At 72.2% G+C, this 25207-nt stretch carries 21 protein-coding genes and 3 pseudogenes; 10 read left to right on the forward strand and 14 right to left on the reverse strand.

The annotated features are described in order from the left end of the window. Window positions 1-28: 28 nt before the first annotated feature. A pseudogene (locus PH189_RS28940) lies at window positions 29-939 on the reverse strand (IS256 family transposase); the annotation flags it as partial. 68 nt (window positions 940-1007) lie between these two features. Here PH189_RS28940 and PH189_RS28945 point away from each other — a divergent pair. After that, window positions 1008-1184: pseudogene (locus PH189_RS28945) on the forward strand (integrase core domain-containing protein); the annotation flags it as partial. Here PH189_RS28945 and PH189_RS30575 read toward each other — a convergent pair. Beyond that, window positions 1178-1798 (reverse strand): DUF2703 domain-containing protein, encoded by a 621-nt coding sequence (locus tag PH189_RS30575; protein ID WP_378014951.1) that lies wholly within the window; start codon window positions 1796-1798, stop codon window positions 1178-1180. The pseudogene PH189_RS28945 and the gene PH189_RS30575 sit on opposite strands and share 7 nt — an antisense overlap. Here PH189_RS30575 and PH189_RS30580 point away from each other — a divergent pair. Then, window positions 1725-2180 (forward strand): annotated as a pseudogene (locus tag PH189_RS30580) (sigma-70 family RNA polymerase sigma factor); the annotation flags it as partial. The gene PH189_RS30575 and the pseudogene PH189_RS30580 overlap by 74 nt on opposite strands. 276 nt (window positions 2181-2456) lie before the next feature. Here the strand turns inward: PH189_RS30580 and PH189_RS28960 are convergent. Next, complete coding sequence (locus PH189_RS28960) at window positions 2457-2747, reverse strand: class I SAM-dependent methyltransferase (protein WP_337994205.1); 291 nt, start codon at window positions 2745-2747, stop codon at window positions 2457-2459. Between the two features lie 472 nt (window positions 2748-3219). Here PH189_RS28960 and PH189_RS28965 point away from each other — a divergent pair, with 472 nt between their 5' ends. Next, a complete protein-coding gene (locus PH189_RS28965) occupies window positions 3220-3633 on the forward strand; it encodes a PPOX class F420-dependent oxidoreductase (protein ID WP_274192334.1) in 414 nt (137 codons plus the stop codon). Window positions 3634-4258: 625 nt separating this feature from the next. Continuing rightward, window positions 4259-5836 carry a histidine ammonia-lyase gene (gene hutH / locus PH189_RS28970; RefSeq protein ID WP_274192335.1) on the forward strand — a complete coding sequence of 526 codons (1578 nt, stop codon included), beginning with the start codon at window positions 4259-4261 and terminating at the stop codon, window positions 5834-5836. Window positions 5837-6424: 588 nt separating this feature from the next. Here the strand turns inward: hutH and PH189_RS28975 are convergent. The 3 genes from PH189_RS28975 to PH189_RS28985 are packed head-to-tail and all read right to left on the reverse strand — an operon-like array spanning window position 6425 to window position 10116. Then, window positions 6425-7663 (reverse strand): CaiB/BaiF CoA transferase family protein, encoded by a 1239-nt coding sequence (locus tag PH189_RS28975; protein WP_274192336.1) that lies wholly within the window; start codon window positions 7661-7663, stop codon window positions 6425-6427. A gap of 16 nt (window positions 7664-7679) precedes the next feature. After that, window positions 7680-8486: an enoyl-CoA hydratase/isomerase family protein gene (locus tag PH189_RS28980; protein WP_274192337.1), complete on the reverse strand. Its 807-nt coding sequence runs from the start codon at window positions 8484-8486 to the stop codon at window positions 7680-7682. Between the two features lie 13 nt (window positions 8487-8499). Further along, a complete protein-coding gene (locus PH189_RS28985; RefSeq protein WP_274192338.1) occupies window positions 8500-10116 on the reverse strand; it encodes an AMP-binding protein in 1617 nt (538 codons plus the stop codon). A gap of 142 nt (window positions 10117-10258) precedes the next feature. On the opposite strand from PH189_RS28985, the gene PH189_RS28990 reads away from it, so the two are divergent. Genes PH189_RS28990 through PH189_RS29000 form a run of 3 tightly spaced genes read left to right on the forward strand, consistent with a single transcriptional unit; the run spans window position 10259 to window position 12890 of the window. Next, a complete protein-coding gene (locus PH189_RS28990) occupies window positions 10259-11461 on the forward strand; it encodes a CaiB/BaiF CoA transferase family protein (protein ID WP_274192339.1) in 1203 nt (400 codons plus the stop codon). Further along, window positions 11458-12696 carry a cytochrome P450 gene (locus tag PH189_RS28995; RefSeq protein ID WP_274192340.1) on the forward strand — a complete coding sequence of 413 codons (1239 nt, stop codon included), beginning with the start codon at window positions 11458-11460 and terminating at the stop codon, window positions 12694-12696. The genes PH189_RS28990 and PH189_RS28995 overlap by 4 nt, the downstream gene beginning before the upstream one ends. Next, window positions 12693-12890, forward strand: a complete 198-nt coding sequence (locus tag PH189_RS29000; RefSeq protein ID WP_274192341.1) for a ferredoxin — start codon at window positions 12693-12695, stop codon at window positions 12888-12890. Before PH189_RS28995 ends, PH189_RS29000 begins: the two co-directional genes overlap by 4 nt. Before the next feature lie 17 nt (window positions 12891-12907). Here the strand turns inward: PH189_RS29000 and PH189_RS29005 are convergent, their stop codons facing one another. From PH189_RS29005 to PH189_RS29035, 7 genes are all read right to left on the reverse strand, one after another. Then, window positions 12908-14764 carry a GAF domain-containing sensor histidine kinase gene (locus PH189_RS29005; protein WP_274192342.1) on the reverse strand — a complete coding sequence of 619 codons (1857 nt, stop codon included), beginning with the start codon at window positions 14762-14764 and terminating at the stop codon, window positions 12908-12910. Beyond that, complete coding sequence (locus tag PH189_RS29010) at window positions 14761-15435, reverse strand: response regulator transcription factor (RefSeq protein WP_274192343.1); 675 nt, start codon at window positions 15433-15435, stop codon at window positions 14761-14763. The genes PH189_RS29005 and PH189_RS29010 overlap by 4 nt, the downstream gene beginning before the upstream one ends. A 77-nt stretch (window positions 15436-15512) precedes the next feature. Next, window positions 15513-16970 (reverse strand): aldehyde dehydrogenase, encoded by a 1458-nt coding sequence (locus PH189_RS29015; RefSeq protein ID WP_274192344.1) that lies wholly within the window; start codon window positions 16968-16970, stop codon window positions 15513-15515. 26 nt (window positions 16971-16996) lie between these two features. Then, complete coding sequence (locus tag PH189_RS29020; RefSeq protein WP_274192345.1) at window positions 16997-17377, reverse strand: metal-sulfur cluster assembly factor; 381 nt, start codon at window positions 17375-17377, stop codon at window positions 16997-16999. After that, window positions 17374-18486, reverse strand: coding sequence for an amidohydrolase family protein (locus tag PH189_RS29025; RefSeq protein ID WP_274192346.1), 1113 nt, complete (start codon window positions 18484-18486; stop codon window positions 17374-17376). Before PH189_RS29025 ends, PH189_RS29020 begins: the two co-directional genes overlap by 4 nt. Window positions 18487-18640: 154 nt before the next feature. Next, window positions 18641-20065: a hypothetical protein gene (locus PH189_RS29030; RefSeq protein ID WP_274192347.1), complete on the reverse strand. Its 1425-nt coding sequence runs from the start codon at window positions 20063-20065 to the stop codon at window positions 18641-18643. Continuing rightward, window positions 20062-20352 (reverse strand): hypothetical protein, encoded by a 291-nt coding sequence (locus PH189_RS29035; RefSeq protein ID WP_274192348.1) that lies wholly within the window; start codon window positions 20350-20352, stop codon window positions 20062-20064. Before PH189_RS29035 ends, PH189_RS29030 begins: the two co-directional genes overlap by 4 nt. 569 nt (window positions 20353-20921) lie before the next feature. On the opposite strand from PH189_RS29035, the gene PH189_RS29040 reads away from it, so the two are divergent. Next, complete coding sequence (locus PH189_RS29040; protein WP_274192349.1) at window positions 20922-21425, forward strand: hypothetical protein; 504 nt, start codon at window positions 20922-20924, stop codon at window positions 21423-21425. Here PH189_RS29040 and PH189_RS29045 read toward each other — a convergent pair. Beyond that, a complete protein-coding gene (locus PH189_RS29045) occupies window positions 21422-22084 on the reverse strand; it encodes a nitroreductase/quinone reductase family protein (RefSeq protein WP_274192350.1) in 663 nt (220 codons plus the stop codon). The genes PH189_RS29040 and PH189_RS29045 overlap by 4 nt on opposite strands. Window positions 22085-22677: 593 nt before the next feature. On the opposite strand from PH189_RS29045, the gene PH189_RS29050 reads away from it, so the two are divergent. Beyond that, window positions 22678-22917 (forward strand): hypothetical protein, encoded by a 240-nt coding sequence (locus tag PH189_RS29050; RefSeq protein ID WP_274192351.1) that lies wholly within the window; start codon window positions 22678-22680, stop codon window positions 22915-22917. 396 nt (window positions 22918-23313) lie between these two features. Continuing rightward, window positions 23314-24264 (forward strand): slipin family protein, encoded by a 951-nt coding sequence (locus PH189_RS29055; protein WP_274192352.1) that lies wholly within the window; start codon window positions 23314-23316, stop codon window positions 24262-24264. The last annotated feature ends 943 nt before the right edge of the window (window positions 24265-25207 follow it).

Here is a 25207-nt window from a genome sequence, read left to right on the forward strand (position 1 = left end):
CGACGGGTCGTTGATCCTCTGGAATGTATCAGAGTTTGAGTCGTCCAGGGAAGTGGATGACCAGACTATTGAGCGCGGTCTTCCACCCGTGGGTTCCGGCGCCTGATTCACCATCGCGGTTGCTGGAGATGTTCCGCAGTCCCAGGTAGAGCAATTCCATCGCGGCCTCGTCGGATGGGAAATGCCGCGGGCTTTGGTGATTTTGCGGAGCTGGAAGTTGATGGACTCGATGGCGTTGGTGGTGTAGTCGACCCGGCGAAGTTCGGGTGGGTAGTCCAGGAACGGCACGAACTCGGGCCAGGCCCGCTGCCAGACGTCGGTCACTCCGGGATACTGGCGTCCCCACTGCTGGTCGAGGTCTTTGAGCGCGAGCTCGGCGGCTTCGACGGTCGGCGTGGTATAGATCGTCCTCATGGCGGAGGTGATCTTCTTGCGATCGCTGTAGGAGACGAACCGCACCGCGCTGCGGATCACGTGGACCACGCAGGTCTGGACCACGGTGTCGGGGAAGACGGTGGTGATGGCCTCGGGCAGGCCGGTCAGGCCGTCGCAGCAGGCGATCAGGATGTCGCGCAGGCCGCGGTTGCGCAGCAGGGTCAGCACCGAGTGCCAGAACTTGGCGCCCTCGGTCTCGGCGATCCAGGCGCCCAGGGCGTGCTTGCGGCCCTCGACGTCGACCCCGACGACCAGGTGGGCGACCTTGATGGTGACCGCGCCCTTGTCCCGGATGCGCAGCCAGATCCCGTCGATGTAGACGATGGGATAGACCTCGTCGACGGGCCGGTTGCGCCACAAGTCGATCTCGTCGGTGACGATGTCGGTGATATTCGAGATCATCTCCCGGGACGCGGACACGCCATAGACCTCGAGCAGGTGGGACTCGATGTCGCGGGTCGACATTCCCCGGGCGTAGCAGGACAGGACGAGTTCGTCGATCTGAGGTTCCCCCGGTAGCTCGGAGACCGACGATCACGGCCTACGGCCATGATCGTCGGTCTCCGAGCTACCGGGGGAACCTCACCCTGCTCGAGGAATGGGCATACCAGCGCCTCTTCACCAGCAACAACGAGCGAGCAGCCGCCTTGCCGCGATGGCTACACACCTACAACCATCACCGCAGCCACACCGCGCTCGGCGGCCACCCACCCATCACCCGCGTCAACAACGCAGATGGGCACTACAGCAGGTGGTCCAGCACCCGCTCGGCGATCATTTCGGCGGGTGGAGAGGGGTACCGCACGCCCTGCCACTCGAAGGTTCGGCAGTCGACGCGCTGCCCGGCGAGCGCGCTGCGGCTCCCGCAGCGCTGCTCGTGCACGCCCATCTCGATGTCGATCCCGTCGACACGCACGGTCGGGGAGCTGACGAAACCGAGCGCGGCGGCCCGCTCCCGGCCGGCGACACGAATCTTGCGGACCGTGAGCGTGCGGCCCCGTTCGTGCAGGTCGGCGGTCAGAGCCCCGGCGGCGGCGTCCACCGCGTCGGCGGTGGATCGGCACGGGTCGCAGGTCTGTGCATCGAGGTAGAGCACCTCCAGCACGACCTCGGTCGGGGCGGAGATGGTCTCATGGCGTCCTCCTTCGTCGGATCGGTCGACGAGAAGGACGCATGCCCCCGTGAAGGGACTCAGGACCCTGGCGCCGGGTGTCCGAGCTACCCACGCTGCCCGACACGCGGAGGGCGCCCGCCGCGCGGCCCACCCACCCGACGACGCGGAGGACACGATGACCGACGACCACGGCTGTTGCGGCCGTCCCGCCGCCGAGCAGTGCCGTTGCCACACCGACGTCGACGCCATCGTCGCCGCGCTGCGCGCCTTCGTCCGCCGCCGGGTCCGCCACCCGCAGGACGCCGAGGACATCACCCAGGACGCCCTGCTGCGGCTCTACCGCGGCGTCGGGGATCTCCACGACGAACTGGCGATCGACGCCTGGATGTACCGCATCGCCCGCACCGCGATTATCGACCACCACCGCCGCGCGGCCGCCCGGCCCCGGCCCGCTGACGTCGCCCTCGGCGACGACCTCCCCGCCGACGAGCCCGACGAGCCGCGTCCGGAGGAGTCGGTCATGGGGTGCCTGCCGGTCCTGCTCGACCGCATCCCCGAGCACTACCGGCACGCCCTCGAACTCACCGACCTCGCCGGGCTGACCCAGGAGCGCGCCGCCGCCGAGCTCGGCCTGTCCGTCTCCGGGATGAAGTCCCGCGTCCAGCGTGGCCGGCGCCTGCTCCGCGAACAGGTCATCCACTGCTGCCACGTCGCCCTCGACGCCCACGGCGCGCGAGCACCTCGACCCCGGAGAACCCGGCGGCGCGGGCGCACTCCTCGAGCGTGCTCCGGTGCATCACCGTGCCGGTGCCCACCGAGCGTCGGTGGACAGACCGTCGGGCAGGCAGTACATCAGCGAGAAGCCCTAGAACAGGCGCTCGACCTCGTCGCCGTCGGGAGCGAACGCCTAGGCCACCTTTTCGTCCATGATCAGGACGGTGCCGCCCGGCGCCACCGCCCGGCGCATCGCGGCGAGCACGGACACCGGGCTGGGCATGTCGTGGACGCACTCGAACGCGCACACGAGGTCGTAGGCGCCGGCCTCGGCGCTCGCGACCTCCGCGTGGTTGACGCGGACCCGGTCGTCGACGCCCTCCGCCTCGGCGTGACGCCGCGCGGCGTCGATCGAGGCGGCGTCGACGTCGAAGCCGTCCACCCGGGCGCTCGGGTAGCCCGTGCAGTGCCGATGCTCGACCAGCCCTCACCGCAGCCGACGTCGGGCTGGCCTCGCTGCTCCCGGGCGGGCGCGGCGCCGCGATCGACCGGGTCGGCACCGACGAGCGCGCCTACGCCCACCGCGGGACGGCGTTCAACGCCAGCATCGACGCCGGCTGGACGGACCCGGCGATGGACGACGCGGCCATCGGCTGGGCACGGCGCGGGTGGGACGGTCTCGCCCAGCACGGCACCGGCGGGGGCGCGGCGGGTGTTCGACGGGTCGCGCCAGCCGCCGAGGGTGGTGGGGGTGGTCGGGACGGGGCCTCACCCACGACGACCCGCCCGAGGGCGGCCCGGCAGGGCAGAGCCCGCGCCGCCGAGGGAGAGACCCCGAAGCCGTCTTCGTGCGTCGGGAACGGGCCGCCACGCGTTACGCCATCGACCGCATGAGCCTGGCGACTGATGGGTTCGCCGTGATCTAGTACAAATCTAGGACCAGCTAAGGAGGTCGCGTGTCGTTCACGGACCAGGAGTGTGAGTTCATCCGATCGCAAGGGATCGGTCGTCTGGCAACCGTGGGGCCGGGCGGCCAGCCTGACGTGGTCCCCGTAGCGGTCGAGTTCGACGGCGAACACTTCTGGGTCGGAGGGCCGGGAGCCGTCGCGCAGACACGGAAGTTCCGCAATGTCGCTGCCGGGTCCACCCGGGTATCGATCGTCTTCGACGACCTTCTCTCGATGGACCCATTCGTGGCGCGAGGCATCAGAGTCTACGGAGAGGCAGAGCAGCCGTTCGAGCGTGTTGGCATGGTGGGCCTAGGGACATACATGCGCATTGCTCCCACGACGTCGTGGAGCTGGAACCTGGCCGGGGAGCCCGCGGGCGAAGAGTGGTACTCCGTCGCGCGCCGCGAGCACACCACGTAGGCGACATGGGCATGATGGCGTAGGTGATCGACCCATGACGTAGCCATGAGATTCGACTGGCCGCCGGTTGGAAGCACTCGCAAGCACCGAGAGGGCCGGTAGACGGTTCTCGCAGCTCAACGGGGGCGTGTGGTGGTCCGCGGTGACTCCGAAAAATTCCCCGGCGGGAATCACTGGGTTCGGGGTTCGAGTCCCTGACGGCGCACCCTTTCTCGCTGGTCATCGCTCTGTGGAGCGATCTTCGATGTGACTCCAGATCGTTCCGGGCACGCGCTCCGGCCCGTCTCAGGAGCTTGCGTTCTCGCTCCTGATGATCCGCACTGTGTCAAGGATGTGCCTATTCATGTGCCGCGCGGCGGCGTCGGGGTCCTGCTTGTGCAGCGCAGCACGCACCGGCGTGGCACTCTTCGAGAGCGGAGTGGAGCGGGAGCTCGGCCCCCCCCCGGGTGTTGATGAGGAAGTCGCTGAGGTCCCAGAGCCGCGCGGCGTAGTCGACCGTGACAGGGACGGCGCCATGAGTGCTGCGGGGCGTCGGTGGGCGCGAGCCGATGTCAGGGACGTCCGGTGGGCCGGGCCAGGACTTTCGCCCGGCGGCTCTCGGCGCGCCGGGACGCACGCTGCGGAGATGAGCTCCAAGATGGTGGTCCCGTCCACGCACGCAGACCCCGGTGGGCCGGACGTGGTGGTCGTGGGCCCTGGGCCGCTCACGCCCGGCGAGGTCCTCGCCGTCGCCCGTGCGGAGGCCCGGGTCGAACTGGCCGACGAGGCGTTGGCGTTCATTGCTCGCGGGCGCGCCGTGGTCGAGGACCTCGCCGAGCGACCCGACGCGCACTACGGCGTCTCGACGGGGTTCGGCGCGCTGGCGACGACCTTGATCGCCCCCGAGGACCGATCGCGCCTGCAGCTCGGCGTGGTGCGATCACACGCCGCGGGCACGGGGCCGGACATCGAACGCGACGTCGTGCGCGCGATGATGCTGCTGCGGCTGTCGACCATGGCGACCGGGCACACCGGTGTTCGCCCACAGCTCGCACACGCCGTCGCGGACCTGCTCAACGCCGGGCTGACGCCGTCCGTCCCCGAGTCCGGGTCGCTGGGGTGCTCGGGCGATCTCGCGCCGTTGGCGCACTGCGCGCTGGCGCTGCTGGGCGAGGGCAACGTCCGCGACCGCGCCGGGACCGAGCGCCCGGCCGGCGAGGCCCTGCGCGCGGCCGGACTCGCCCCGGTCGTCCCGGCGGCGAAGGAGGGCCTCGCGCTGGTCAACGGCACCGAGGGCATGCTCGCCCTGCTGCTCCTCACCATCGCGGACCTCGACCTTCTGCTCGGAGGCGCCGACATCGTCGCCGCCATGAGCGTGGAGGCCCTGCTCGGCACCGACGCCGCCTTCGCCGACGACCTGCAGGCCCTGCGACCGCACCCCGGAGCCCGCGACACCGCTCGCACGATGCGGCAGGTGCTCACCGGTTCGGAGATCATGGCCAGCCACCGTGGCGCGTCCTGCCACGAGGTGCAGGACGCCTACTCGCTGCGGTGCGTGCCCGCGGTCCACGGCGCCGCACGGGACGCCCTGACCTTTGCGCGCACCGTCGCCGGTCGTGAGCTCGCAGCCGCCATCGACAACCCCGTGGTCACCTGGGACGGGCAGATGCGCAGCACCGGCGCCTTCCACGGAGCCCCGCTCGCGCACGTCCTCGACCTGCTCGCCGTCGTCGTCGCCGACGTCGCCGCGATGGCCGAGCGACGCACCGATCGCCACCTCGACCCCGCACGCAGCCGAGGGCTCCCGGCCTTCCTTGCCGACCGACCAGGAGTGGACTCCGGCCTGATGCTCGCCCACTACACCCAGGCCGCGCTGGTCACCGAGCTCCGCCGGCTCGCGGTACCCGCCTCGGCCGACTCGATCCCGGTCAGCGCGATGCAGGAGGACCACGTGTCGCTGGGCTGGTCGAGCGGACGCAAGCTCCGCCGCGCGCTCGACGGGCTCGCGACCGTGGTCGGCATCGAGCTGCTCGTGGCGGCACGATCACTCGATCTCCGGGCGCCGCTGGCCCCGGCTCCGGCCACGGCCGCGGTGCGCACGGCCCTGCGCGGCGACGTCGCCGGCCCGGGTCCCGACCGTCCCGTCTCGCCCGAGATCGAGGCCGCCGCACGGTTCGTCCGCGAGGGCCGACCGGCCGCGAGCGCATCGACCCGATACCCGTGAGCCGGGCCCGCGGTGCGTCGATCAGGCCCGCAGGCACCGTCACACCCGCCGCGAGCACGGGACGTGGCGGGTGGGGCAGGTGCGCGAGATCTCTCGGTCGTTGACCGTGGTCGGCTCCGACGGCGGCGGGGCCGCTCGGCAGGTCCCGGACGGCCGAGCCACGTGCCGGGCTGCTGCCCGCCCGGGGCCGCTCACCGTGAAGGCATCAACGGTCGGAAGACGACGGTGCGCGTCCCCGCCGGCGGCGTCTCCGAACCGCTCCAGTACTCCTCCCATTGCGACCTCGACCTCGGGAACTCACCAGAGGACCGCGCGTCCACACCAGGGGAGAAGGTCCCGCGACAGCGCACAGCGCCACGGGCCATCTCGTGATCGGCCGCGACCGCGCGGCAGACCGCAGCGACAGCAGCACCGCACCGCCGATGATCGACGATCCCCGGCACCGTTGCTGAGCAGCACGAACGCGCACCACAGCGCGCGGCAGCAGACGTGACTCTCGTCAGGGCAAGATCGTCTTGGTGATCACCTGAGCAGCCGCCGGGACCTGCTGACCCGCGTGCCGACCTCCGGCTACGGACGCGAAACGCATCACGACGACAGTGGCCCCGCGACCACCCCGGCCTCGCGCAGGCTCTGCTGCTCGCCGGCGTCCACACCGATCTCGGCGAGGACCGCGTCGGTGTCCGCCCCGATACCGGGCGGTCCGGCGACCGGGACGGAGCCGCTCTCGAACGCCACCGGCGTCGCCACGGACCGCGACGGGTCGTCACCGCCCCCCGTCGCTCCGCTCGCCCCGTCGGCACCCGGCACGTCCACGAACACCCCCGCCGCCTGCGCCTGCGGGTCCTCGATCAGGTCCGAGGCGGTGTTGACCGGTGTCCACCAGACCTCGTGCTCGGCGAAGACCTCCGCCCACTCCGCGCGGGTCCGGCGGGCGAAGGCCTCGTCGAGGATGGCGACGAGATCGGACCCCTCCTTGCGGCGGCCGCGGGCGGTGGCGAAGCGCTCCTCGTCGAGCCGCGGGTCGTCGGCGGCCGCCTTGATGCCCGGCCAGTGCCGGTCGGCCTCGGCGCCCATGAGCCAGAACCAGGCGCCGTCGCGGTCGGCGTACGAGTTCATCAGCGGGTTCTGCGGCCTCACCCGGCTCGGTGGCGGGGCGAGCTTGCCCAGGGCGACCCGCGTGGAGAGCTCCATGCCGATGCAGTACGCCCCGGTCCGCAGCAGCGATGTCGAGACCAGCTGCCCCTCCCCCGTCCGCCCACGCGCGAGCAGCGCGGCGAGGATCGCGGCGACGGTCGTCATGCCGGTGACCGTGTCGCCCATGCCACCGGCGAGGGTGGTCGGTGCGTCGCCGGGCGGGGTCGAGCGGTCGGCGACGCCCCCGCGGGCGGAGAAGGCCGCGACGTCGAAGCCTGGAGCGTCGCGGTCGGGACCTTCCAGCCCGTAGCCGGTGAGGCTCGCGTAGATCAGGTGCGGGTGCGCCTCGCGGAGATGCTTGTGGTCGAGGTTGACGCGCTCGAGGAAGCCGGGCCGGAAGTTCGTCAGGAAGACGTCGGCGGAGGCGATGATCCGCTCCGCGAGGTCACGGCCGTCGGGGGTGTTGACGTCGATGGCGACACTGCGCTTGCCCCTGTTGTAGAGGTCGAACGGGGGGCAGCGGGTCTCCTTCGAGCCCGAGAGGGCCCCGAACAAGGAGCGCATCGGGTCGCCCTTCGGCGGCTCGATCTTGATGACCTCGGCGCCCCAGTCGGCGAGCACCCCGCCGGCCGCGGGCCCGGCGACCCACAGGCCCATCTCCACGACGCGAACGCCGTCCAGTACGCCCATGGTCCGTCCTCCTCCGCTACCTGCCCCGGAAGACCGGGTCGCGCTTCTCCATGAAGGCCCGGGGACCCTCCTTCGCGTCCTCGGTCTTCGCGTTGGCGATCGTGCACTCGCTCTCGATGGCGAAGGCGTCGGAGAAGGGGCGCCCGTTCGAGCGGATCATCGCCTCCTTGCTCTTGGCGAGCGCGACCGGCGCGCCCAGCGCGATCCGGTGCGCGAGGTCCTCGGCCACGCATCGGACCTGGTCGAACGGCACCACCCGGTTGACCAGCCCGATCCGCAGCGCGTGCGCGGCACCGATCGGGTCGCCGACGAGGGCCAATTCCATCGCGTCGGCCCACGAGACCTGACGGGCGAGCCGCACCAGCGAGCCACCGCCGGGGATCAGGCCGCGGCGGACCTCGGTGAGCGCGAACGTGGCGGTGTCGGCGGCGACCCGCAGGTCGGTCCCGAGCAGGAACTCGGTGCCCCCGGCCCAGGCCGGCCCGTTGACGGCGGCCACGACCGGCTTGAAGAACGTGTCGTTGCGCAGGAGGGCCTCGTAGAGCAGCGAGCGCCGTGCGGCGAGCTGCTCCTCCCACTCGTCCTCGGGCTCCCGCGTTCGCATCATGATCGGGATCAGCGTGCCCAGGTCTCCCCCCGACGAGAAGGCCTTCTCCCCGGCGCCGGTGACCAGCACGACCCGCACCGACTCCTCGTCGGCCACCTCGTCCCAGATCCTCGCCAGCCGCACGACCATCTCCGGGGTGAGCGCATTGCGCTTCTCCGGCCGGTTGAGCGTGACGAACGCGATGCCGTCGCGGATCTCGTAGAGGATCGGGGACATCCGGGGCTCCTCCTCAGGCCCGCGCCGGGGCGGCCCCGGCAGCCAGCCAGCGCTCGATCTCGTGGGTGACCCACGGATGATCCGCCTTGCCGTGCGGGCCGCGCCCCACCGAGTCGCGGATCAGCACGTGCCGCGGCGCCTTATAGGCGGCAAGCCGGCCCCGGACGTGCGCGATCAGGTCCGCCTCCTCGACCGGGGCGACGGCCGCGACCATGGCCGCCACCCGCGCGCCGAAGCGCTCGTCGGGCACCCCAACCACGACCGCGTCGACGACGTCCGGGTGGGAGCGCAGCGCGTCCTCCACTTCTTCTCCGAAGACCTTCTCGCCACCGGTGTTGATGCTCGTCGAGCCTCGGCCGAGCAGGGTCACCGAGCCGTCGTCCTCGACCCGCGCCCAGTCGCCGGGCACCGAGACGCGCTCGCCGTCCACCGTCGGGAAGGTCGCGGCCGTCTTCACCGGGTCGTTGTGATAGCCCAGCGGGAGGATGCCGCGCACCGCGACCCGGCCGACCCCGCCCGTCCCCGGCTCGATCACGCGGTTCTCGTCGTCGATGACGATCGTGTTCTTCCCGGCCCGGAACCGGCCCGTCCTGCCGGCCCCGCGCGCCGACGTCACCGACCGGCCCATCCCGCTCGCCTCGCTGGAGTTGAGCAGGTCGACGAGGACAGCCTCGGGCGCGTGGGCGAGCAGGCGTTGCTTCACCCCGTCCGACCAGACCATCCCCGACGACGAGACCGCGCGCAGCCCCGAGACGTCGTAGTCGCCGGGGTGGGCGTCGAGCTCGTCGACGATCGGACGGGCGAAGGCGTCCCCGACGATGCAGAGCGCCGAGACGTGCTGCTCGGCGATCGTGCGGAGCAGCCCCGGCACGTCGAGCCGGCGCTCGCCGAGCGTGACCACCGTGCCGCCGCGGGAGAGCAGCGTCGAGGCGAAGACGAAGCCGGTGCCGTGCATCAGCGGTGAGGCGGGGAGTCCGACCGGGCCGACCTTCTCCTCGACGCGGGAGCGGACGTGGTCGAGATCGGGCTCATCGGGGTCGTGGGCGACGTCCGAGATCCGGTAGAGGTCGTGCTGGCGCCAGACGACGCCCTTCGGTAGGCCGGTGGTGCCACCGGTGTAGATGACGATCCGGTCGTCGCCGGAGACACCCCACGGCCCGCGGGTCCGCTCCGACGCGGGCCGGGCGAGGTCCGCGTACGGTGTGGCCCACGCCGGGCACTCCCCCGTCCCGTCGTCGACGTGGACCCAGAGCGCCACGTCGGGCACCCGGGCGCGGGTCTGCTCGACGACTGCGACGAGCTCACCGTGGAAGACGACCGCGCGGGCGCCCGAGTCGGTCCACAGATGCACCAGCTCGTCGGGGCCGTAGCGATAGTTGGTGTTGACCGGGACCAGGCCGGCCTTCATCGCCGCGAACGCGGCCTCGAGGTACGCGGGGCCGTTGTAGAGGGCGAGCGCGACGACGTCCTGGTGGCCGAGCCCGGCGTCGAGCAGGCCGCGGGCGAGCCCGTCGGCGCGACGGTCGAGCTCGGACCAGCTCCGGGAGCGGCCGTCGTGGACCAGCGCGGTGCGCTCGGGCGCGGCCTCGGCCGCCGCCTCCCACACCTCGGCGAAGTTCCACCCGCTCAAGCTGCTCCTCCCGACCGCTGGTCGATCACGAGCCTAGGAAGGTGCGCGCACACCACCAACTGGCACAACTGACAGTCGCGTGAGGGGTGTCACGCCTCTTCACTGGAGAGGTGCCACCGCACGGAGTGAAGAGAGGGTGCCGATGAGCCTCCTTCCCCTGGAAGGGGTCCGGGTCGTCGACTTCTGCTCCAACATCGCCGGGCCGTTCGGATCGATGATCCTCGCCCAGCTCGGCGCGGACGTGATCAAGGTCGAGCCGCCGGCCGGAGACGACTCCCGGTACTACGCGGGCGCCGTCGACGGGGTCAGCACGGTGCACCGCTACGTCGGGGCGGGCAAGCGCGGCGTCGTCGTCGACCTCAAGGCGCCGTCGGGTGTCGAGGTGGCCCTCGCGATCATCCGGACCTCGGACGTCGTGCTGCAGAGCATGCGTCCGGGGGTCGCCGACCGGGTCGGTATCGGCGAGGCGACCGCGCGCGAGCAGAACCCCGACGTCCTCTACTACGACGTCAACGCCTTCGGCACCGGGCCGGTCGGGCGTGACCGGCCCGGCTACGACCCGCTGGTCCAGGCCTTCTCCGGGATCATGGAGATGACCGGGCACGAGGACTCCCCGCCGACCCGCTGCGCGCCCTCGGTGGTCGACCTCGGCACCGGGCAGTGGGTCGCGCTGACCGTGCTCGCGGCCCTGATGGCCCGCGGGCGCGGCCGGCCGGTGGCGACGCTCGAGACGGCTTTGGTCGACACGGCGTTCAGCCTCGTCGCCTACCAGGCCACCGGCGCGAAGGTGACGGGCACGCGGCCGCCGCGGGCAGGGTCGGGCAACCCGATCGCCGCGCCCTACCAGTGCTTCGAGTGCTCCGACGGCTGGATTCTCGTGGCGGCCCCCAGCCAGCGGCTGTGGGAGCGCACCGCGAAGGCGCTCGGCGTCGGCGAGCTCGTCGCCGACCCGCGCTTCCTCACCACCACCGACCGCACCCGCCACCGCCACGCCCTCGAGGACACTCTCACCGAGGTCACCCGCCACGCGACGATGCAGGACTGCATCGACCGGCTCGGCGCCGCGGGTGTTCCCGCCGGGCCCGTTCAGGGTCTCGAAGAGGCCGTGGAGTCGGAGGTCGCGCAGGAGCGCGGCACGTTCGTGCGCTCCGACGGTGTCCCCCTCGTGCGGCTGCCCTGGCTCGCCGACGGCGAGCCCGCAGCGTGGCGCTCGACCGCGCCCGGCCTCGGCGAGCACACCCGCGGGGTCCTCGCCGACGTCGGCTTCTCCGCCGACCGCATCGACGCCCTCCATGCCGAGGGCTCCGTCTCGTCACCACCACCACCGAGCGAGGAGCTGCCATGACCACGTCGGAACGGAAGACGACCGGGGAGATCGGTGGGCGCGACCACTTCACCGACTTCGACCTCGACTCGAAGGAGTTCTCGGAGAACTTCGACGAGGTCGTCTCGGCGGTCCACCAGGGCTGCCCGGTGGCCCGCAGCGAGGCCCAGGGTGGGTACTGGGTGGTCAGCGGCTTCGACGACGTCCGCGCCATCGGCCAGGACTGGCAGACCTGGACGAACACCAACGGCTACGAGCCCACCCGTAGCGGCACCGACGACGCGCGGCTCTACCCGCTCGAGATCGACCCGCCCTACCAGACGCGCTGGCGAGCCAAGCTCGGCGAGTACTTCAGCCCGCGGGCGATCCGGTCCAACAAGGACAGCATCCGGCGCAACGTCAACGAGCTGATCGACCAGTTCATCGAGGACGGCGAGTGCGACTGGGTCGACGCGTTCGCCGCCCACCTGCCCGGCCGGGTCTTCTTCTCGACGATGCTCGGGGTCCCGCTCGACGACCTCCCGTACCTGCAGGCCGCCGCCGACCAGGCCGTGCGCGGGCCGGTCGAGGACCGGATGGAGGGCTGGAACAAGGTCGGTGCCTACCTCGCCGGCTACCTCGAGCAGCGGGCGAAGGAGGAGCCGCGCGGCGACTTCGTCGACGCGGTGCTCGAGGGCGTCACGACCGACGACGGCGAGCCCGCGCCGTTCATGCACAAGGTCTTCGTCATGGTCGACATGCTCGCGGGCGGCCTCGCGACGACGACGTTCCTGCTCTCCGGCATCGCCCACTTCCTCGCCACGCACCCGGAGGACGCCCGGCGGCTCGCCGACGACCCTGGCCTGCGCCCCGGGGCCGTCGAGGAGGTCATCCGGGTCTACGCCTCGATCCTCTCCCTCGGGCGCACCGCCACGAAGGACACGGAGATTGCGGGCCAGCCCATCAGGAAGGGCGAGATGGTGATGCTCTCCTACGCGGCGGCCGCGCGGGACCCACGCCACTTCGCGAACCCGCACGAGATCGACATCACCCGCAGGATCCCGACGAACATCGCCTTCGGCTACGGCCCGCACCGCTGCATCGGGTCGCACCTCGCACGCCTGCAGGCCCTGACCGCGATGGAGGAGATGCTGCGCCGGCTCCCCGACCTGTCGATGGCCGAGGGGCAGGAGCCGGTCTTCAGCCACTCGACCGTCACCCGCGACATGGACACGCTGCCGGTGCGGTTCACCCCGGGCGCGAAGGAGACCTCGTGAAGTACGTCGTGGACAGCGCCCTGTGCGCGGCGCACGGCCTGTGCGCCGACACCGCTCCTGACGTGTTCACCCTCGACGACGACGGCTTCAACGCCGCCGCCGGTCGGACGGTCGACGTCCCCGAACACCTGGAGGCCGCGGCCCGCGAGGGCGCGGCGGCCTGCCCGGAGAGCGCGATCCAGATCCAGGACTAGCCCCGACCCCCGGACCCTCACACCGGGAACACGGCCCGGACCTGCGTGCCGAAGCCGTGTCCCGGTGTGGTGAGGGTCAGCGTCCCACCCGCGGCGTCCACCACCCGCCGCAGCGACGTCAGGCCCGTCCCCGGGCGGGCGGCCTCCACGCCGCTGTCGAAGCCGTCGTCGGTGACCTCGACGACGAGCTCTGTCTCCGCGACCGTCACATCGAGCCGGATACGACAGGGGCCGGCATGCTTCGCGGCGTTGACCGTGCCCTCCCGGGCGATCTTCACCACGGCGTCCGCGACCGTGCGCGGCACCTGGGCGAGGTGGTCGTCGTCCGGCAGCTCGACCCGGACGGTCACCCCGAACTCGTCCTCCACCGACTCCACCTCGCGGCGCAGCCGGCGGGTGAGCCCGACCTCCGGCGCGGCCTCGAGTCGGTGGATCACCTCCCGGACGATGACGTCGCCGTGCACGAGCAGCTCACGGACCTCGACCAGGCACCGGGTGACGTCGTCGGCCTCGCCGTCGACGACCGTGTCGATGCCGAGACGCGCGGCGAAGAGGATCTGCGCGACTCGGTCGTGCAGGCCGTCGGCGATGCGTTCTTGCTCGCGGAGCCGTGCGATCTCCGCCAGCTGGCGCTGGTAGCGCTCGCTGGTCCAGGCCAGCGCGACGAGACCCGCGAGCCGCCGCACGACGTCCTCCTCGGCCGCCGTGAATGGCTGGCCCGTGCGCCGCAGCAGCGACAGCGTGGCGGTGTGCGCGGCACCGGCCCCGTCGCTGCGCTCGCCCCGGAAGTCCACCGGCACGTGAAGCGCGGCCCACCCGGGGTCCCCGACGTGCCGGGGGTACGCCCCCGACGACGTGGCGACGAGCGCCCGGGCGTCGCGGACCAGCCGCCGCTCCAGGTCGGGGCGGGAGGCCCCGGCCCGCCGTATCCACGGGGCGGAGCCCGACGGCACCAGGGCGACCACCGAGGCGCCGGTCTCCTCCGCGAGCCGGTCGAACGACGGCAGCAGGCACTCCTCGGCGCTGCCCCCGGTTGCGACGGCCGTCGCGGTCGCGGTCAGCACGCCCTCCAGCCGCTGTGCCGCGGCCATCCGTCCCAGCGCGCCGGCCAGCTCCACCGCGGCCGCCAGGCGGGGCGCCAGCCCTTCCACCGCCCCGACGTCGTCGAGAGTGAAGTCCGTCGGCTTGTTGGCGAGGTGCAGCACCCCGACGCGCCGGCCCTGGTTCTCCAGCGGCACCGAGAGCAGGCGCCCGATACGGAACACCTCGGCGTAGGGCTGCAGGACGCCGGGGTCGGCGCCGGCGTCGTTGCTCAGGTACGGCTGGCCCGAGGCGAACACCCTTGAGCCGGCGCTGAGCATGTTCGTCACGGGACCCGTCACCGACGCCGCGAGCGTGTCGTCGTCGGACCCGAATGCCCCCGGCAGCGCGCGCAGGATGCGCCGCTCGGGGTCCCACGCCGTGATCCCGACGGCCCGGGCCCCGGTGAGCGGCCCGACGATCGCGGTGACCTGTCCGGTGATCTCGCGGATGGCGTCGGGCAGGCGCGCCGGGTCGTCCAGGGTGAGCACGTCGCCCTCGGGCGCGGCCGCCGCGGGCGCGTCGAGGGTGTGGCGGCTCAGGGCCAGGGCGAGATGGCGGGCGAACGCCGCCAGCAGGGACTCCCGGTTCCGCCCCGGAGCCTCGGGTGGCCACGCGACGCGCAGCGTGCCGATCGGCTGCCCGCCCGGGTCGTGCAGTGGGACCGCGCGGTCCTCCTCGTGGTCGGGAGGCGTGCCGACCGAGGTGACGACGGCCGTCGGCGTCGTGACCGCGAGCCCCGTCGCGCCGAGCGCGTCGCGCGCGACCCGCGCCACCTCGTCGAGGGCGCTCACCGTGCCGCTCCGGCCCCCTCCTCGACCAGGCCGGCGCGCACGGCGGCCACCGCGAGCTCGCTGCGGCTGCGCACACCGAGCTTGACCTTGAGCTTCTGGATGTGGAACCGCACCGTGGACTCGGAGATCCGCAGGTCGCGCGCGATCTGGCCGTAGGTCAGTCCTTGCGCGGCCAGGGCGAGGACGCGGCTCTGCGCCGGAGTGGGGGCGTCTGAGTCGCCCCGGTCGGTCACGAGCTGCTCGAGGCGCCGGACGATCTGGGAGACGCAGGGGCGATGGCCGGGGTCGGCCCGGTGGTGGGCGTCGACGATCGCGGTGCGCAGCTCGGTGAGGCCCGCGGCCTTCGTGACGTAGGCGGCCGCACCGGCGACGACGCAGTCGCGGACCGCCTCCTCGCTGAGATAGGTGCTCAGGACGACCACGGCCGTGTCCGGGCACTGCTCACGGATCCTGCGGCACAGCTCGTGGCCGGCCATGTCGGGCAGCCGCATGTCGATCACGGCGACGTCGGGTCGCCGCTCGCAGCACAGTGCGAGGGCCTCCCGGCCGTCACCTGCCGACGCGACCACGGTCATCCGCTCGTCACGGGACAGGGCCGCGGCGACGCCCGCCCGGACCACCTCGTGGTCGTCGACCACGAGGACCTCGGTGATCTCGGTGGGCGCACTCACGGGAGGCCTCCTCCGTCCCCGGACCCCGACGTCCTGTCACGGCGATGGTACGGCGCACGCGTGACCGGCGACACGTCTCAGCGCATGCTGAAGCTGCCCGCGGACCGGGCGAAGTTGATCGTCTTGATCTCCATGAACTCCCGGATGCCCTCGACGCCGTACTTGCGTCCGCGGCCGCTGGCCTTCACGCCACCGAAGGGCAGCTCGCTGTTGAGCAGGAAGCCGTTGACCGAGAACGTGCCGGTGCGGATCGCGCGGGCCACCGCCAGGGCCCGCTCGTCGTCCTCGCTGTACACCGCGCCGTGCAGGCCGTAGGCGGAGTCGTCCGCGGTCCGGATCGCGTCGACGTCGTCCTCGACCGGGATCACACACACCACCGGGCCGAAGATCTCCTCCTGCGCGACCCGCGACCGGTTGTCGACCGAACCCAGCACCGTGGGGCGCAGAAACCACCCGCGCGGGAGGTCGTCGGGACGTCCCCCGGGTTCCGCCGCCACCGCACCGTCGGCCAGGGCCGCCGCGACATGGCCTTCCACCCGGTCGCGCTGACGGCTCGACACCAGCGGTCCGAGACCGGTCGCCTCGTCCTGCGGGTCCCCGACGACCAGGCTCCGCGCGCTCTCCGCGAGGCCCTCGAGCACCTCGTCGTACCGCGACCGGGCGACCAGCACCCGGGACGTCGCCGCACAATTCTGGCCGGTGTTGCCGAAGGCGCCGCTGGTCAGGCCGGGCAGCGTCGCGGCGAGGTCCGCGTCCTCGAGCACGATCGCCGCGGACTTGCCGCCGAGCTCGAGTACGGCGCGCTTCATGTTCGCGCCGCACACCGCCCCGATCCGCCGGCCGGTCTCCGTGCTGCCGGTGAAGAACACGGCGTCGACACCCGGGTGGGCGACCAGCCGCTCCCCCACCGCGGGGCCGCCCGGCACGACGCTGAGCACGCCGTCGGGCAGCCCGGCCTCCGCGAAGGCCTCGGCGACGAGGTAAGCGTCGAGCGGGGTCTCCGGCGCCGGCTTGAAGACCACGGAGCAGCCGGCGAGCAGCGGGTAGACGATCTTGTAGAGCGCCTGGAGGAACGGGCCGTTCCAGGGGGCGATCGCGGCCACCACCCCGGTGGGCTCGAGCCGGACGAGCGCCTGCACCTGGCCGTCGCGGCGCTCCTCGACCGCGATCCGCCGGGCGGCGGCGCAGGCGTGGCGGACGCTCCCGATCGCCATGTCGCGGTGCAGCGCCCGCGACGCCTTGATCGGCACCCCCATCTCGGCGGTGACGAGCCGGAGGATCTCCTCGAGGCGTGGCTCGAGCGCGGCGCACATCGCCTCGACGACGGCGACGCGCTTCTCCATCTCGAACTGCCGCCAGGGGCTCTCACGGAAGGCCGCCGCGGCCGTCTCCACCGCGAGGTCGACCTCCTCGGGCGTCGCGGAGGGCGCGTGCCCGACGACCTCTTCGGTCGCCGGATTCACGACCGTGATCGTCTCCGCGCCTCCTGCCGGCCGGGGCCGGCCACCGATGATCAGCTCGTGGCGCTCGTACACCGGATGTCCTCTCAGACTGCCGGACGTCAGACGGCGGAGATGGGCAGACGGCGATGGCGCAGCACGTCGTCGCGCACGGCCGCGAGGCGGTCCCGACGGCGCTGCTGCTGCTCCGGGGACATGTCCTCCGGCGACCAGTCGAAGCCGGAGTCGGTGGTGACGCTCACCGACCGGACGCCGGGCAGGGCGCCGACCTTCTCCTCGGCCTGCGACTTCAGGAAGCCGATCATCTCGCAGAACGGCGAGGTGAGACGCAGGACGAGCGAGACGTCGCCGTCGTCGGAGACCTCCGCGGACTTGATCAGGCCCATCTCGGCGAGACCCATCGGGTTCCCGGCCGTGACGCTGCACGGGTCCTTGACCTCGTCGAGGCGGGCGGCGATCTGGTCCTTCTCCGGCGTCGTCACGCGCCCACCAGCTGCGAGTCGTAGGTGCTGTACGGCGCGGCGAGCTCCTGGCCCTCGGCGCGCGTGAACCGGTCGGTGCCGATGTCGGCCTTGATCTTCTCGATGTCCCAGCCGTGCATGCGGGCGTAGTTGTTCGCGAGGATGTCGGCCTTGTCCTCGCGGGTGATCTGCGGGAGCGGGCCGAGCATGCCGGAGTTCTCGAGCATGTCCTCGGGGAACTCGAAGTCGAGGAACGCCTCGATGGTCGGCCGCGGGTGGTGCAGGATCGTCCCGGTCCCCCACATCAGCTGCTTCATGACGCCGGGGCCGCCGACGCCGAGCAGGTCGAGCAGGATCTGCGCGAAGCGACGCGGCCGGCGCAGCAGCACGATGTTGAGGATCTCGAGGTTGATGAAGACGTTCGGGTAGCGCGCGAGCATCCACGCGGTGTCCTCGACGAACGAGAGCCCGCCGTGGACGACCTCGAAGTTCATGTCGGGGAAGGCCGTGGCGGCGCCCTCGACGTCCTTCGCGCCGTAGGCGTCGGTGACGGGGACCGGGCCGATCGGGACGGCCTTGTGGATCGCGGCGACCTTGATCCCCATCTCGGAGGCCTTCTCGAGGATCGGGAAGGTGACCTTCGGGTCGTCCATCCGCCAGTTCGTGGCCGTTCCGGGGCCCCAGCTCGTCGGGTACATCTTCACGCCGTCTGGCCGGAAGAGCTGCGCCTGCTGGTGCAACGACTCCAGCGCGCCGTTGCCCTGCAGCGGGTCGAGGCCGGCGTAGGCGCCGATGAAGCGGTTCGGGTACTTCTCGCGGGCCTCGGCGGTCTTCTCGATCGAGACCAGGCCGTCCTTGAACGCGTAGATCGGCAGGTGGTGGCAGATCGCGGCATCCGTCTGGCTCTCGGCGAACAGCATCGAGGCGGTCTCGTCGACCGACCAGTCGCGCATGTACACCTCGCGCGGCACGCCGTACTCCGGCGTGTGCGGCACGGAGACCAGGGCCCAGGCCAGCTCCGCGGTGGCCTCTGACGACGCGTGCGCCAGCCGGTCCTCGCCGTAGTTCGACGCGGCGAAGTTGTAGGGGTGGGCAACGGCGTCGATGACGAACAGGCCGTCTGCGGACATGGCGCTCTCCGGAGGTCGAGGTGTGTGGTGGTCGACCCGTCGGCACGTCCCCGGGCGCGGGGGCCACTGGAGACGGCGAAGGCTTCGGCGTCAGTCTCCGGCGCGCGGGTACGGGGTGGCGACTGTCATATGTGCTAGTCGACCCGCTCCCAGCTCATCCCGAGGGGCGGAACTCGCCCCTCGAGACCTCGACCCGGCGCCCGCACCAGTCCTCCGCCGCCATCCCTGCGGTGATCTCCGGGGACTCGTTCCGGGCGACGGTCCGCCGCCCGTCGGGCAGGTCGAGGACCGCGACGGCCCGGATCGGGCGCTTCGGGATGTGCAGGACGGTGTGGCCGACCACGGTGGCCGGACCGGTGTGGTCGTCGACCACCTCCCGCGCGACGAGGTCCGGCGAGACGTCCCGTCGACTGTAGGGACGGGCCGGCTCGGCGCTCGACCAGATCGTCGCGGCCTGCTTCGTCATGAGCCCGGAGACGCCGCTGACCAGCCCGAAGCCACCGCGAGCGCGTAGCTGCCGCGCGAGCGTGACCGTCGCCTGCAGCACGTAGTTGTTGAAGGGTCCGCCGCCCCGGTTCATCCCGCCGGTGACGGTGAGGTCGCGATCGTCGCGCAGGCCCAGCGCCTCGGCGAACATCTCAACGGCCACCGGGAAGCAGCTGTAGAGGTCGACCAGGTCGAGGTCGACCGGCCCGATCCCGGCGTGCTCGAGGACGGCCCGGCTCACGGCCCTGGCGCCCGGGGAGTCGCCGAGCTCGTCGCGGGCGCTGACGGCGACCATCGCGTTCGACTCGGCGTCGACCACCGGGTACACGCGCTGCCCCGGCGGCACCCCGAGCTCGTCGGCGACCTCGGTGGAGCAGAGCAGCAGCGCCCCGGCCTGGTCGACGCTCCACGAGCTCACGTGCGCGCGGGTGTAGGGGAAGGCCAGCATCGGGTTCTTCTCCGACGGCTCGCGGATCGAGGCGGCGTCGACGGGCTTCGGCCGCCAGGCGTCGGGGTTGGCGGCGGCGACCTCGGAGAACCGGGCATAGAGCGCGGCGATCCGATCGCGGGTCTGCGCCGGGGTGAGCCCGTGGCGGTGGGCGAACGCGGACTCCAGGACGGCGTAGGCGTTCGCGGCGCGGTTGAGGCCGGCCCGCTTCTCGACCGGGTGGATGAGCTCGTCGGCGGCGGCGAGGTGGACGTCGGGCTTCCCGTCGTGCGGCGTGTCGGCCACTTCGATCCCAGCCCTCGCGGCCCGGGCGAGCCGGTGCCCGGCCTCCCCACCGACGACTGCCGCTGCACCGATCTCGCCCCGCGCGATGAGCTCGGCGGCGTCCGCGATCAACGTGTGCTGCAGGACGCCGACCTCGGCGAGCACGGAGGTCGCCCGCGGCGCCAGCAGGCGGCCCGGATCACCGTAGGACCACCGGCCGTGCGGGACGGCGATCCGGTCGAGGTGGTCGCGGAAGCCGGGGACCTCACCCGCGGCCGCGTCGAGAGCCCGCTGCATCAGTTCCAGGGGCTCAGCAGCCTCGCGCGGGTCGTCGCAGCGCTGGGACGCGGACCCGACCCCGACCAGCACCGGCGTCGTCACGCCAGACCTCCGGTGATGCCGTCGAGGGGCTCGTCGTCCAGGTCGAGCAAGTCCCCGTAGACGAGGTCGTAGTCGGCACCGAGCGGCGCGCCCGTCCGCCCGATGGCGACGGAGGCGGTGCGGACGTGCGGCAGGGCCGCTTGCATGCGGACCGGACCGAGGTCGCCGTCGGGAACGATGACGACGTTCTCCCGCTCGCGGTAGGTGACGTCGATGTCGTCGACGTCGTCTCGCGCGGCCACCTGGGTCGCGGCCGTGCGGCGGTGTTCCTCCGGCAGGGCTACCACGGAGCCTCCGTACGAGATGTGGCCGCCGAAACGGGCTTGCGGTCTCGGCGTCTACCACTACCACGCCAGCAAGCAGGAGATGATGCGAAGGCATTGAGGCAGCGTCGGATCTCGCGGTCGCTCTTGCCGTCGGCGTGCCGGACCTCGGCGTCGACCTGCGCCGCCGCGGACCGGGGCAGCAGGAGCACGACGCGGCCGGTCCCCACCGCGACGTGCCGGCGGCCGGACGGGGGCAGCGGGTGCCGGGTGAGATCGACCGTGGTTGGCAGGGCGCTCCAGACGTTCCCCGCCGACCGGGGCAGCCGCGAGGGGACGGACGGCCCGCCGACCGACCCCAGTCACGGCCACGACGCGGTGACCAAGGACCCGTGGACCTTCGACGGTCCGGGCGGGTCGGCCCCCACTCGGGCTTCGCCATCAGGGACCTCGCACCCGGGTTCGTCGGCCGGTGGTCCCTCCTGGAACGGCCGATGCGGTCCCCACCGCACGGACGTTCGGCCCCTGGACCGTGTCGATCCATCGCGGTGCCGTCGCACGAGCGAGGTCGACGACCCGATGAGGAGGCCGCGATGGAGAACAACGTGCTGTTCATCGGCTTGTGGCTCGCGTGCGGGGCCGCGACCGTCGCGGCGGCCGCGCCGGCGCACCGGAGCAGGACCGCCCTCATCGTCGGGAGGGTCGCGGTGGGCGTCCTGTTCATCGTCGGCGGCGCACTGTTGCACGTGATCAACCTCGTGTCCGGGGCCACCTACTCCGGCTTCGCCGACCCGGCGTTCTTCCCGTGGGTCACGGCCGCGTGGCAGGCGGTCGTCGTGCCGAACGCCGTGCTGTTCATCGGGCTGTTGGCGTTGTTCGAGGCCGCCGTCGGCATCCTCGCCCTCAGCGGAGCGCGAGCGACGCAGATCGGCTACGTCGGCGTCATCGCGTTCTGCCTCCTGTTGTGGTTGTTCGGCTGGATGGAGCTCGTCTGGGTCGTGGTGATGATCGTGCCCATGCTCGTGCTGCTGCGGGCCGAGCACCGTGACGCGTTCGCCGCGGCGGCGTCGACCTCCCCGCCGAGAGTCGGCGCTTAGGGCGATGTCGGCAGGCGACCGGTGCGGGGCTTGCGCTCATCCGGTGGGGGTGCCACCCCTGCCGCCGACGGTCGGCCGATCGTGACCCCGCGGCCCTCGAGCCCGCGGCGGGTCCGTGTGGCCGCCGTGCGAATGCGCCGCGTGCTCACGGGCGGCATGTCGGGACCGCTCGGGTCGCCGGAGGTTCCGCGAACGTGGCGGCGACCCCAGGTCTGCCACTGCCGTCGCGGCGGTGACGCCTCGCGGGTCTCGTCGTCCGACGGGACCAGCCGAACGAGCGGGAGCGGGCGATCGGTGCGCTGCGGGTAGCGCGCGTAGTCGGGAGCCGCGTCCAGTACACGTGGCCACCACGCGGCGGCCTCGTCGCGGGTCATCGGCACGGCCCGCACCGGGACCGTGCGGCCCTCGACCTCGACGACGGCCCGGGGGTCGTCGAGCAGGTTGAGATACCACGCCGGGTGGGTGGGCATCCCGCTGTTGGCCGCCACCACGACCATGTCGGGGCCGTCGGGGAAGTACTGGACCACCACGGTGCGCGGCAGTCCGGAGCGTCGGCCCCGCGTCGTCAGCACGAGCGCACGCCGGCGCCACAGGCGGACGATGCGCCCGCGGGTACGCCGCAGCAGCCACGCCCCCACGCGGACCGAGTGCCGGTCCACGAGATGCTCGAGGCGAGTCCCGAGACCGACCCGGGGAGACGGTTCCGGTGCGCGGCTGGTCACGGGTCGGCCGTGTCGAGCTCTCATCGGGCGACCGCGGACTGCGCCGGCGGGGGAGCGGCACCGAGGCGCCCCCGGGTGAGGAGGACGAGCACCACCGACCCCGCCACCAGCGTCGCGCGGTCACGACCGCGGCGACAGGTTCTTCGTGCTGGCGTGGGGCGTCTCGTGGTGTTGCTGGCTGCCCACCGTGCTGGGATGGGGTATCCGACGACGCGAGCCGGGAGCGGTATGACGGCCATGCCGCGACGCTTCCCCGCCGACGGCCCGCCCCGCAGGGCCGTTGGTCGCCGGCGCCGCGACCGAAGGTCGCCGACGCGGGCTCTACGTCTGATCTCGATAGGAGCCGCCGGGACCGGCGACGCCCCCGGCAGGCCGTGAGGGCCGCCGTGCGCCCGAGCAGGTCGGCGAGCTTGCGCGGCACCTCACGCTCGGCGACGATTCCGACGGTCCCCCGCGCCGCGGGTCGACCGGCCGGTGGATCCAGGACGAGTGGTCCTCGCCGCGAGGCCCACGACGACGACACTGCCCTTGTGGGCAGCACCCGGTGGAACGACCTCGATCCCCGAATCCAGCGGACCATCGTCTTCGCCGCCGGAGTCGAGATCGGCCTGAAGATCGCAGCGTTGATCGACCTCGCGCCACGACCCCGTGACGAGATCCGGGGCGAGAAGGTGGCCTGGGCCGCTGCCATCACCTTGATCAACGCCGCAGGCGTCGTCCCGGTCGTCTACTTTCTCCACGGGCGGGTCGGGCGCACCCGACCGTCGTGATCCGTCCGAGCCAGGGTCGCCCGTCGAGGAACGCCGCCTGGCGGTCCAACACCGAGGCACGCAGCGGCGGTTCGACCCCGGGCCCGAACATGCCCGGACCCCGGAGTTGATCGGCCACCACCCGCCGCGTGACCTCGTCGCGTCGACGACCGCATCTCCGTCGCCCGCGAGCCGCCGACCCGACGCTCGCGTGAGACCCCACCCGTGGCCGACAGGCCCGCGCAGGCTCATCGGACCATCGGGGAGAACCGATGACCATGGTGTTCTGACGAAGCTGCGCACGCTTGGCTGCGGGAGTTGGTGGCAGACGAGCGCGGCTTTCCCACTGTCCATGCGATACCTTTTCCCGGCGACCCCCTCCTCTGTCGGGGGCCGCGCGGTGAGGGATGTGGCGAAATGATCGTTGCCCTTGCGCTCTGCGCCGCCGTTCTCCTGGTGGCCGCGACGCTGGTCGGGACGAGTCTGCGGATCGTCCGCCAGTACGAGCGCGGAGTCGTGTTCCGGTTCGGCAGGGTGGAGCCCGGTACGACAAGAGCGCCCGGGATCGTCCTGCTCTGGCCGATCGCCGACCGCATGACAAAGGTCAACATGCAGATCGTGACCCTCCCGGTCCCGGCCCAGGACGGAATCACCCGCGACAACGTCACCGTGCGGGTCGACGCGGTCATCTATTTCCGGGTGATCGATCCCGTCCGCGTGGCGGTGGACGTGCAGGACTACATGTCCGCAGTCGGGCAGCTCGCCCAGACATCGCTGCGGTCGATCATTGGGAAGAGCGACCTCGACGATCTGCTCAGCAATCGGGAGAAGCTCAACCAGGGCCTCGAGCTGATGATCGATACCCCGGTGATGGACTGGGGCCTGCACATCGACCGCGTCGAGATCAAGGACGTGTCGCTTCCCGAGTCCATGAAGCGTTCCATGTCGCGCCAGGCCGAGGCCGAGCGTGAACGTCGCGCTCGCATCATCACCGCCGACGGCGAACGCCAGGCGGCGGCGACGCTCTCCGAGGCCGCGGAGACCATGTCGGACCACCCGGCCTCATTGCAGCTCCGCCTCCTGGAAACGGTCGTGGAGGTGGCGGCCGAGAAGAACTCGACACTCGTGCTGCCCTTCCCCGTCGAACTGCTGCGGTTCCTCGAGCGCGTCACGCCCGAGGAGAACCAGGCTCCGACCGGGATGGACCGGGCCGCACGAGGGTCGGCGCCGTCCCTCCCCCTCCGGGACCTGACCGGATCCACGGCACGAACCCGGTCAGCACTCCGGTCGACGGCCCGCGTGCGACCTCGGCCACGATCCCGGCCACGACCCCGGAGGAGAACGCCGGCACGCGCGACCTGGCGGTGACTCTGCTCCGGCAGACTCCGTGACGGCGGCACGGCTGCCGGGACGACCGCTGCCTGCACCACGATCGCCGCGGCGGTCCCCCTCGGGTGACCGCTCACGACCGTTGCGGTGTTCGAAGGCGTCGCCCTCGTCTTCGGGTAGGTATTCGCCCCCGGCCTCGCGCAGGCTCTGCTGCTCACCGGCGTCCACACCGGGGCACGAGACTCGGGGTCGATCGTGGCCGAGCTCCCCGCGCACCAGCGACGCGTGTGTCTGACCGGCACCGATCTCGGGGACGGGCACCGTCAACGCCGTCGCTGGGAAGTACTTCCTCGAGACCGAAGCCGGGCGCTCTCGTGGCGGCACTACCGTCCGTCGTGGCTCACCTGAGGCTCTCGGGTCGGCAGGAGAGCCACCACCTCCTCCGACGCGGAGCCAGGGACCGCATCGCACGGCGAGACGCGGCGGGCAGGGCACCGTGTGGCGAGGTAGGACCGGAGTGGGCGAAGGGCGTCCCCGAACTGGGGGCGCCCTTCGTCGTTCCCGGGTGTCGGCGAACATTCAGGGCCGCGCGAAACCCACACGGTGGAGACGAAGGGAATCCGCGGCCCCGCCGACATCTCACGGCCGCACCTCGGCGATCTCCGCGGGAGCGGGCGTCGCGTCCACCGCATCGTCGGTGGCCGCCCGATGAGTGGGCGTCGTCGGCCGCCACCGCACGTGGGTCTCCGCCAGGGACCGATGGCGGTCCGGACGAGGGCCTTTCGACTCGCAGTGCTGCCGACGCCGGACCCTTCCCCATCCCCCGAGACCGACGAAAGCTCGGCGTCGTTCGACGGAGGCCGGGCCGTCAGCGGCAGCGCGAGCTACGGCCAGCAGAACCGGCGGGACGCGGGAGGAAGGTCGAGAACATGATGTGGTGGTACGGCCCAGGCATGAACGGCTGGGGTTACGGGCTCATGAC

The sequence above is a fragment of the Actinomycetospora chibensis genome, assembly GCF_028737215.1.
GTDB classification, from domain to species: Bacteria; Actinomycetota; Actinomycetes; order Mycobacteriales; family Pseudonocardiaceae; genus Actinomycetospora; species Actinomycetospora chibensis.

What these genes read in the sequence shown, in the direction of transcription:
- PH189_RS28975 (WP_274192336.1), bottom strand. Translation starts at nt 7,663, where the DNA reads ATGGGCGTACTGGACGGCGTTCGCGTCGTGGAGATGGGCCTGTGGGTC.
- PH189_RS28990 (WP_274192339.1), top strand. Translation starts at nt 10,259, where the DNA reads ATGAGCCTCCTTCCCCTGGAAGGGGTCCGGGTCGTCGACTTCTGCTCC.
- PH189_RS29025 (WP_274192346.1), bottom strand. Translation starts at nt 18,486, where the DNA reads ATGTCCGCAGACGGCCTGTTCGTCATCGACGCCGTTGCCCACCCCTAC.
- hutH (WP_274192335.1), top strand. Translation starts at nt 4,259, where the DNA reads ATGAGCTCCAAGATGGTGGTCCCGTCCACGCACGCAGACCCCGGTGGG.
- PH189_RS29040 (WP_274192349.1), top strand. Translation starts at nt 20,922, where the DNA reads ATGGAGAACAACGTGCTGTTCATCGGCTTGTGGCTCGCGTGCGGGGCC.
- PH189_RS29055 (WP_274192352.1), top strand. Translation starts at nt 23,314, where the DNA reads ATGATCGTTGCCCTTGCGCTCTGCGCCGCCGTTCTCCTGGTGGCCGCG.
- PH189_RS28995 (WP_274192340.1), top strand. Translation starts at nt 11,458, where the DNA reads ATGACCACGTCGGAACGGAAGACGACCGGGGAGATCGGTGGGCGCGAC.
- PH189_RS30575 (WP_378014951.1), bottom strand. Translation starts at nt 1,798, where the DNA reads ATGGCGTCGACGTCGGTGTGGCAACGGCACTGCTCGGCGGCGGGACGG.
- PH189_RS28980 (WP_274192337.1), bottom strand. Translation starts at nt 8,486, where the DNA reads ATGTCCCCGATCCTCTACGAGATCCGCGACGGCATCGCGTTCGTCACG.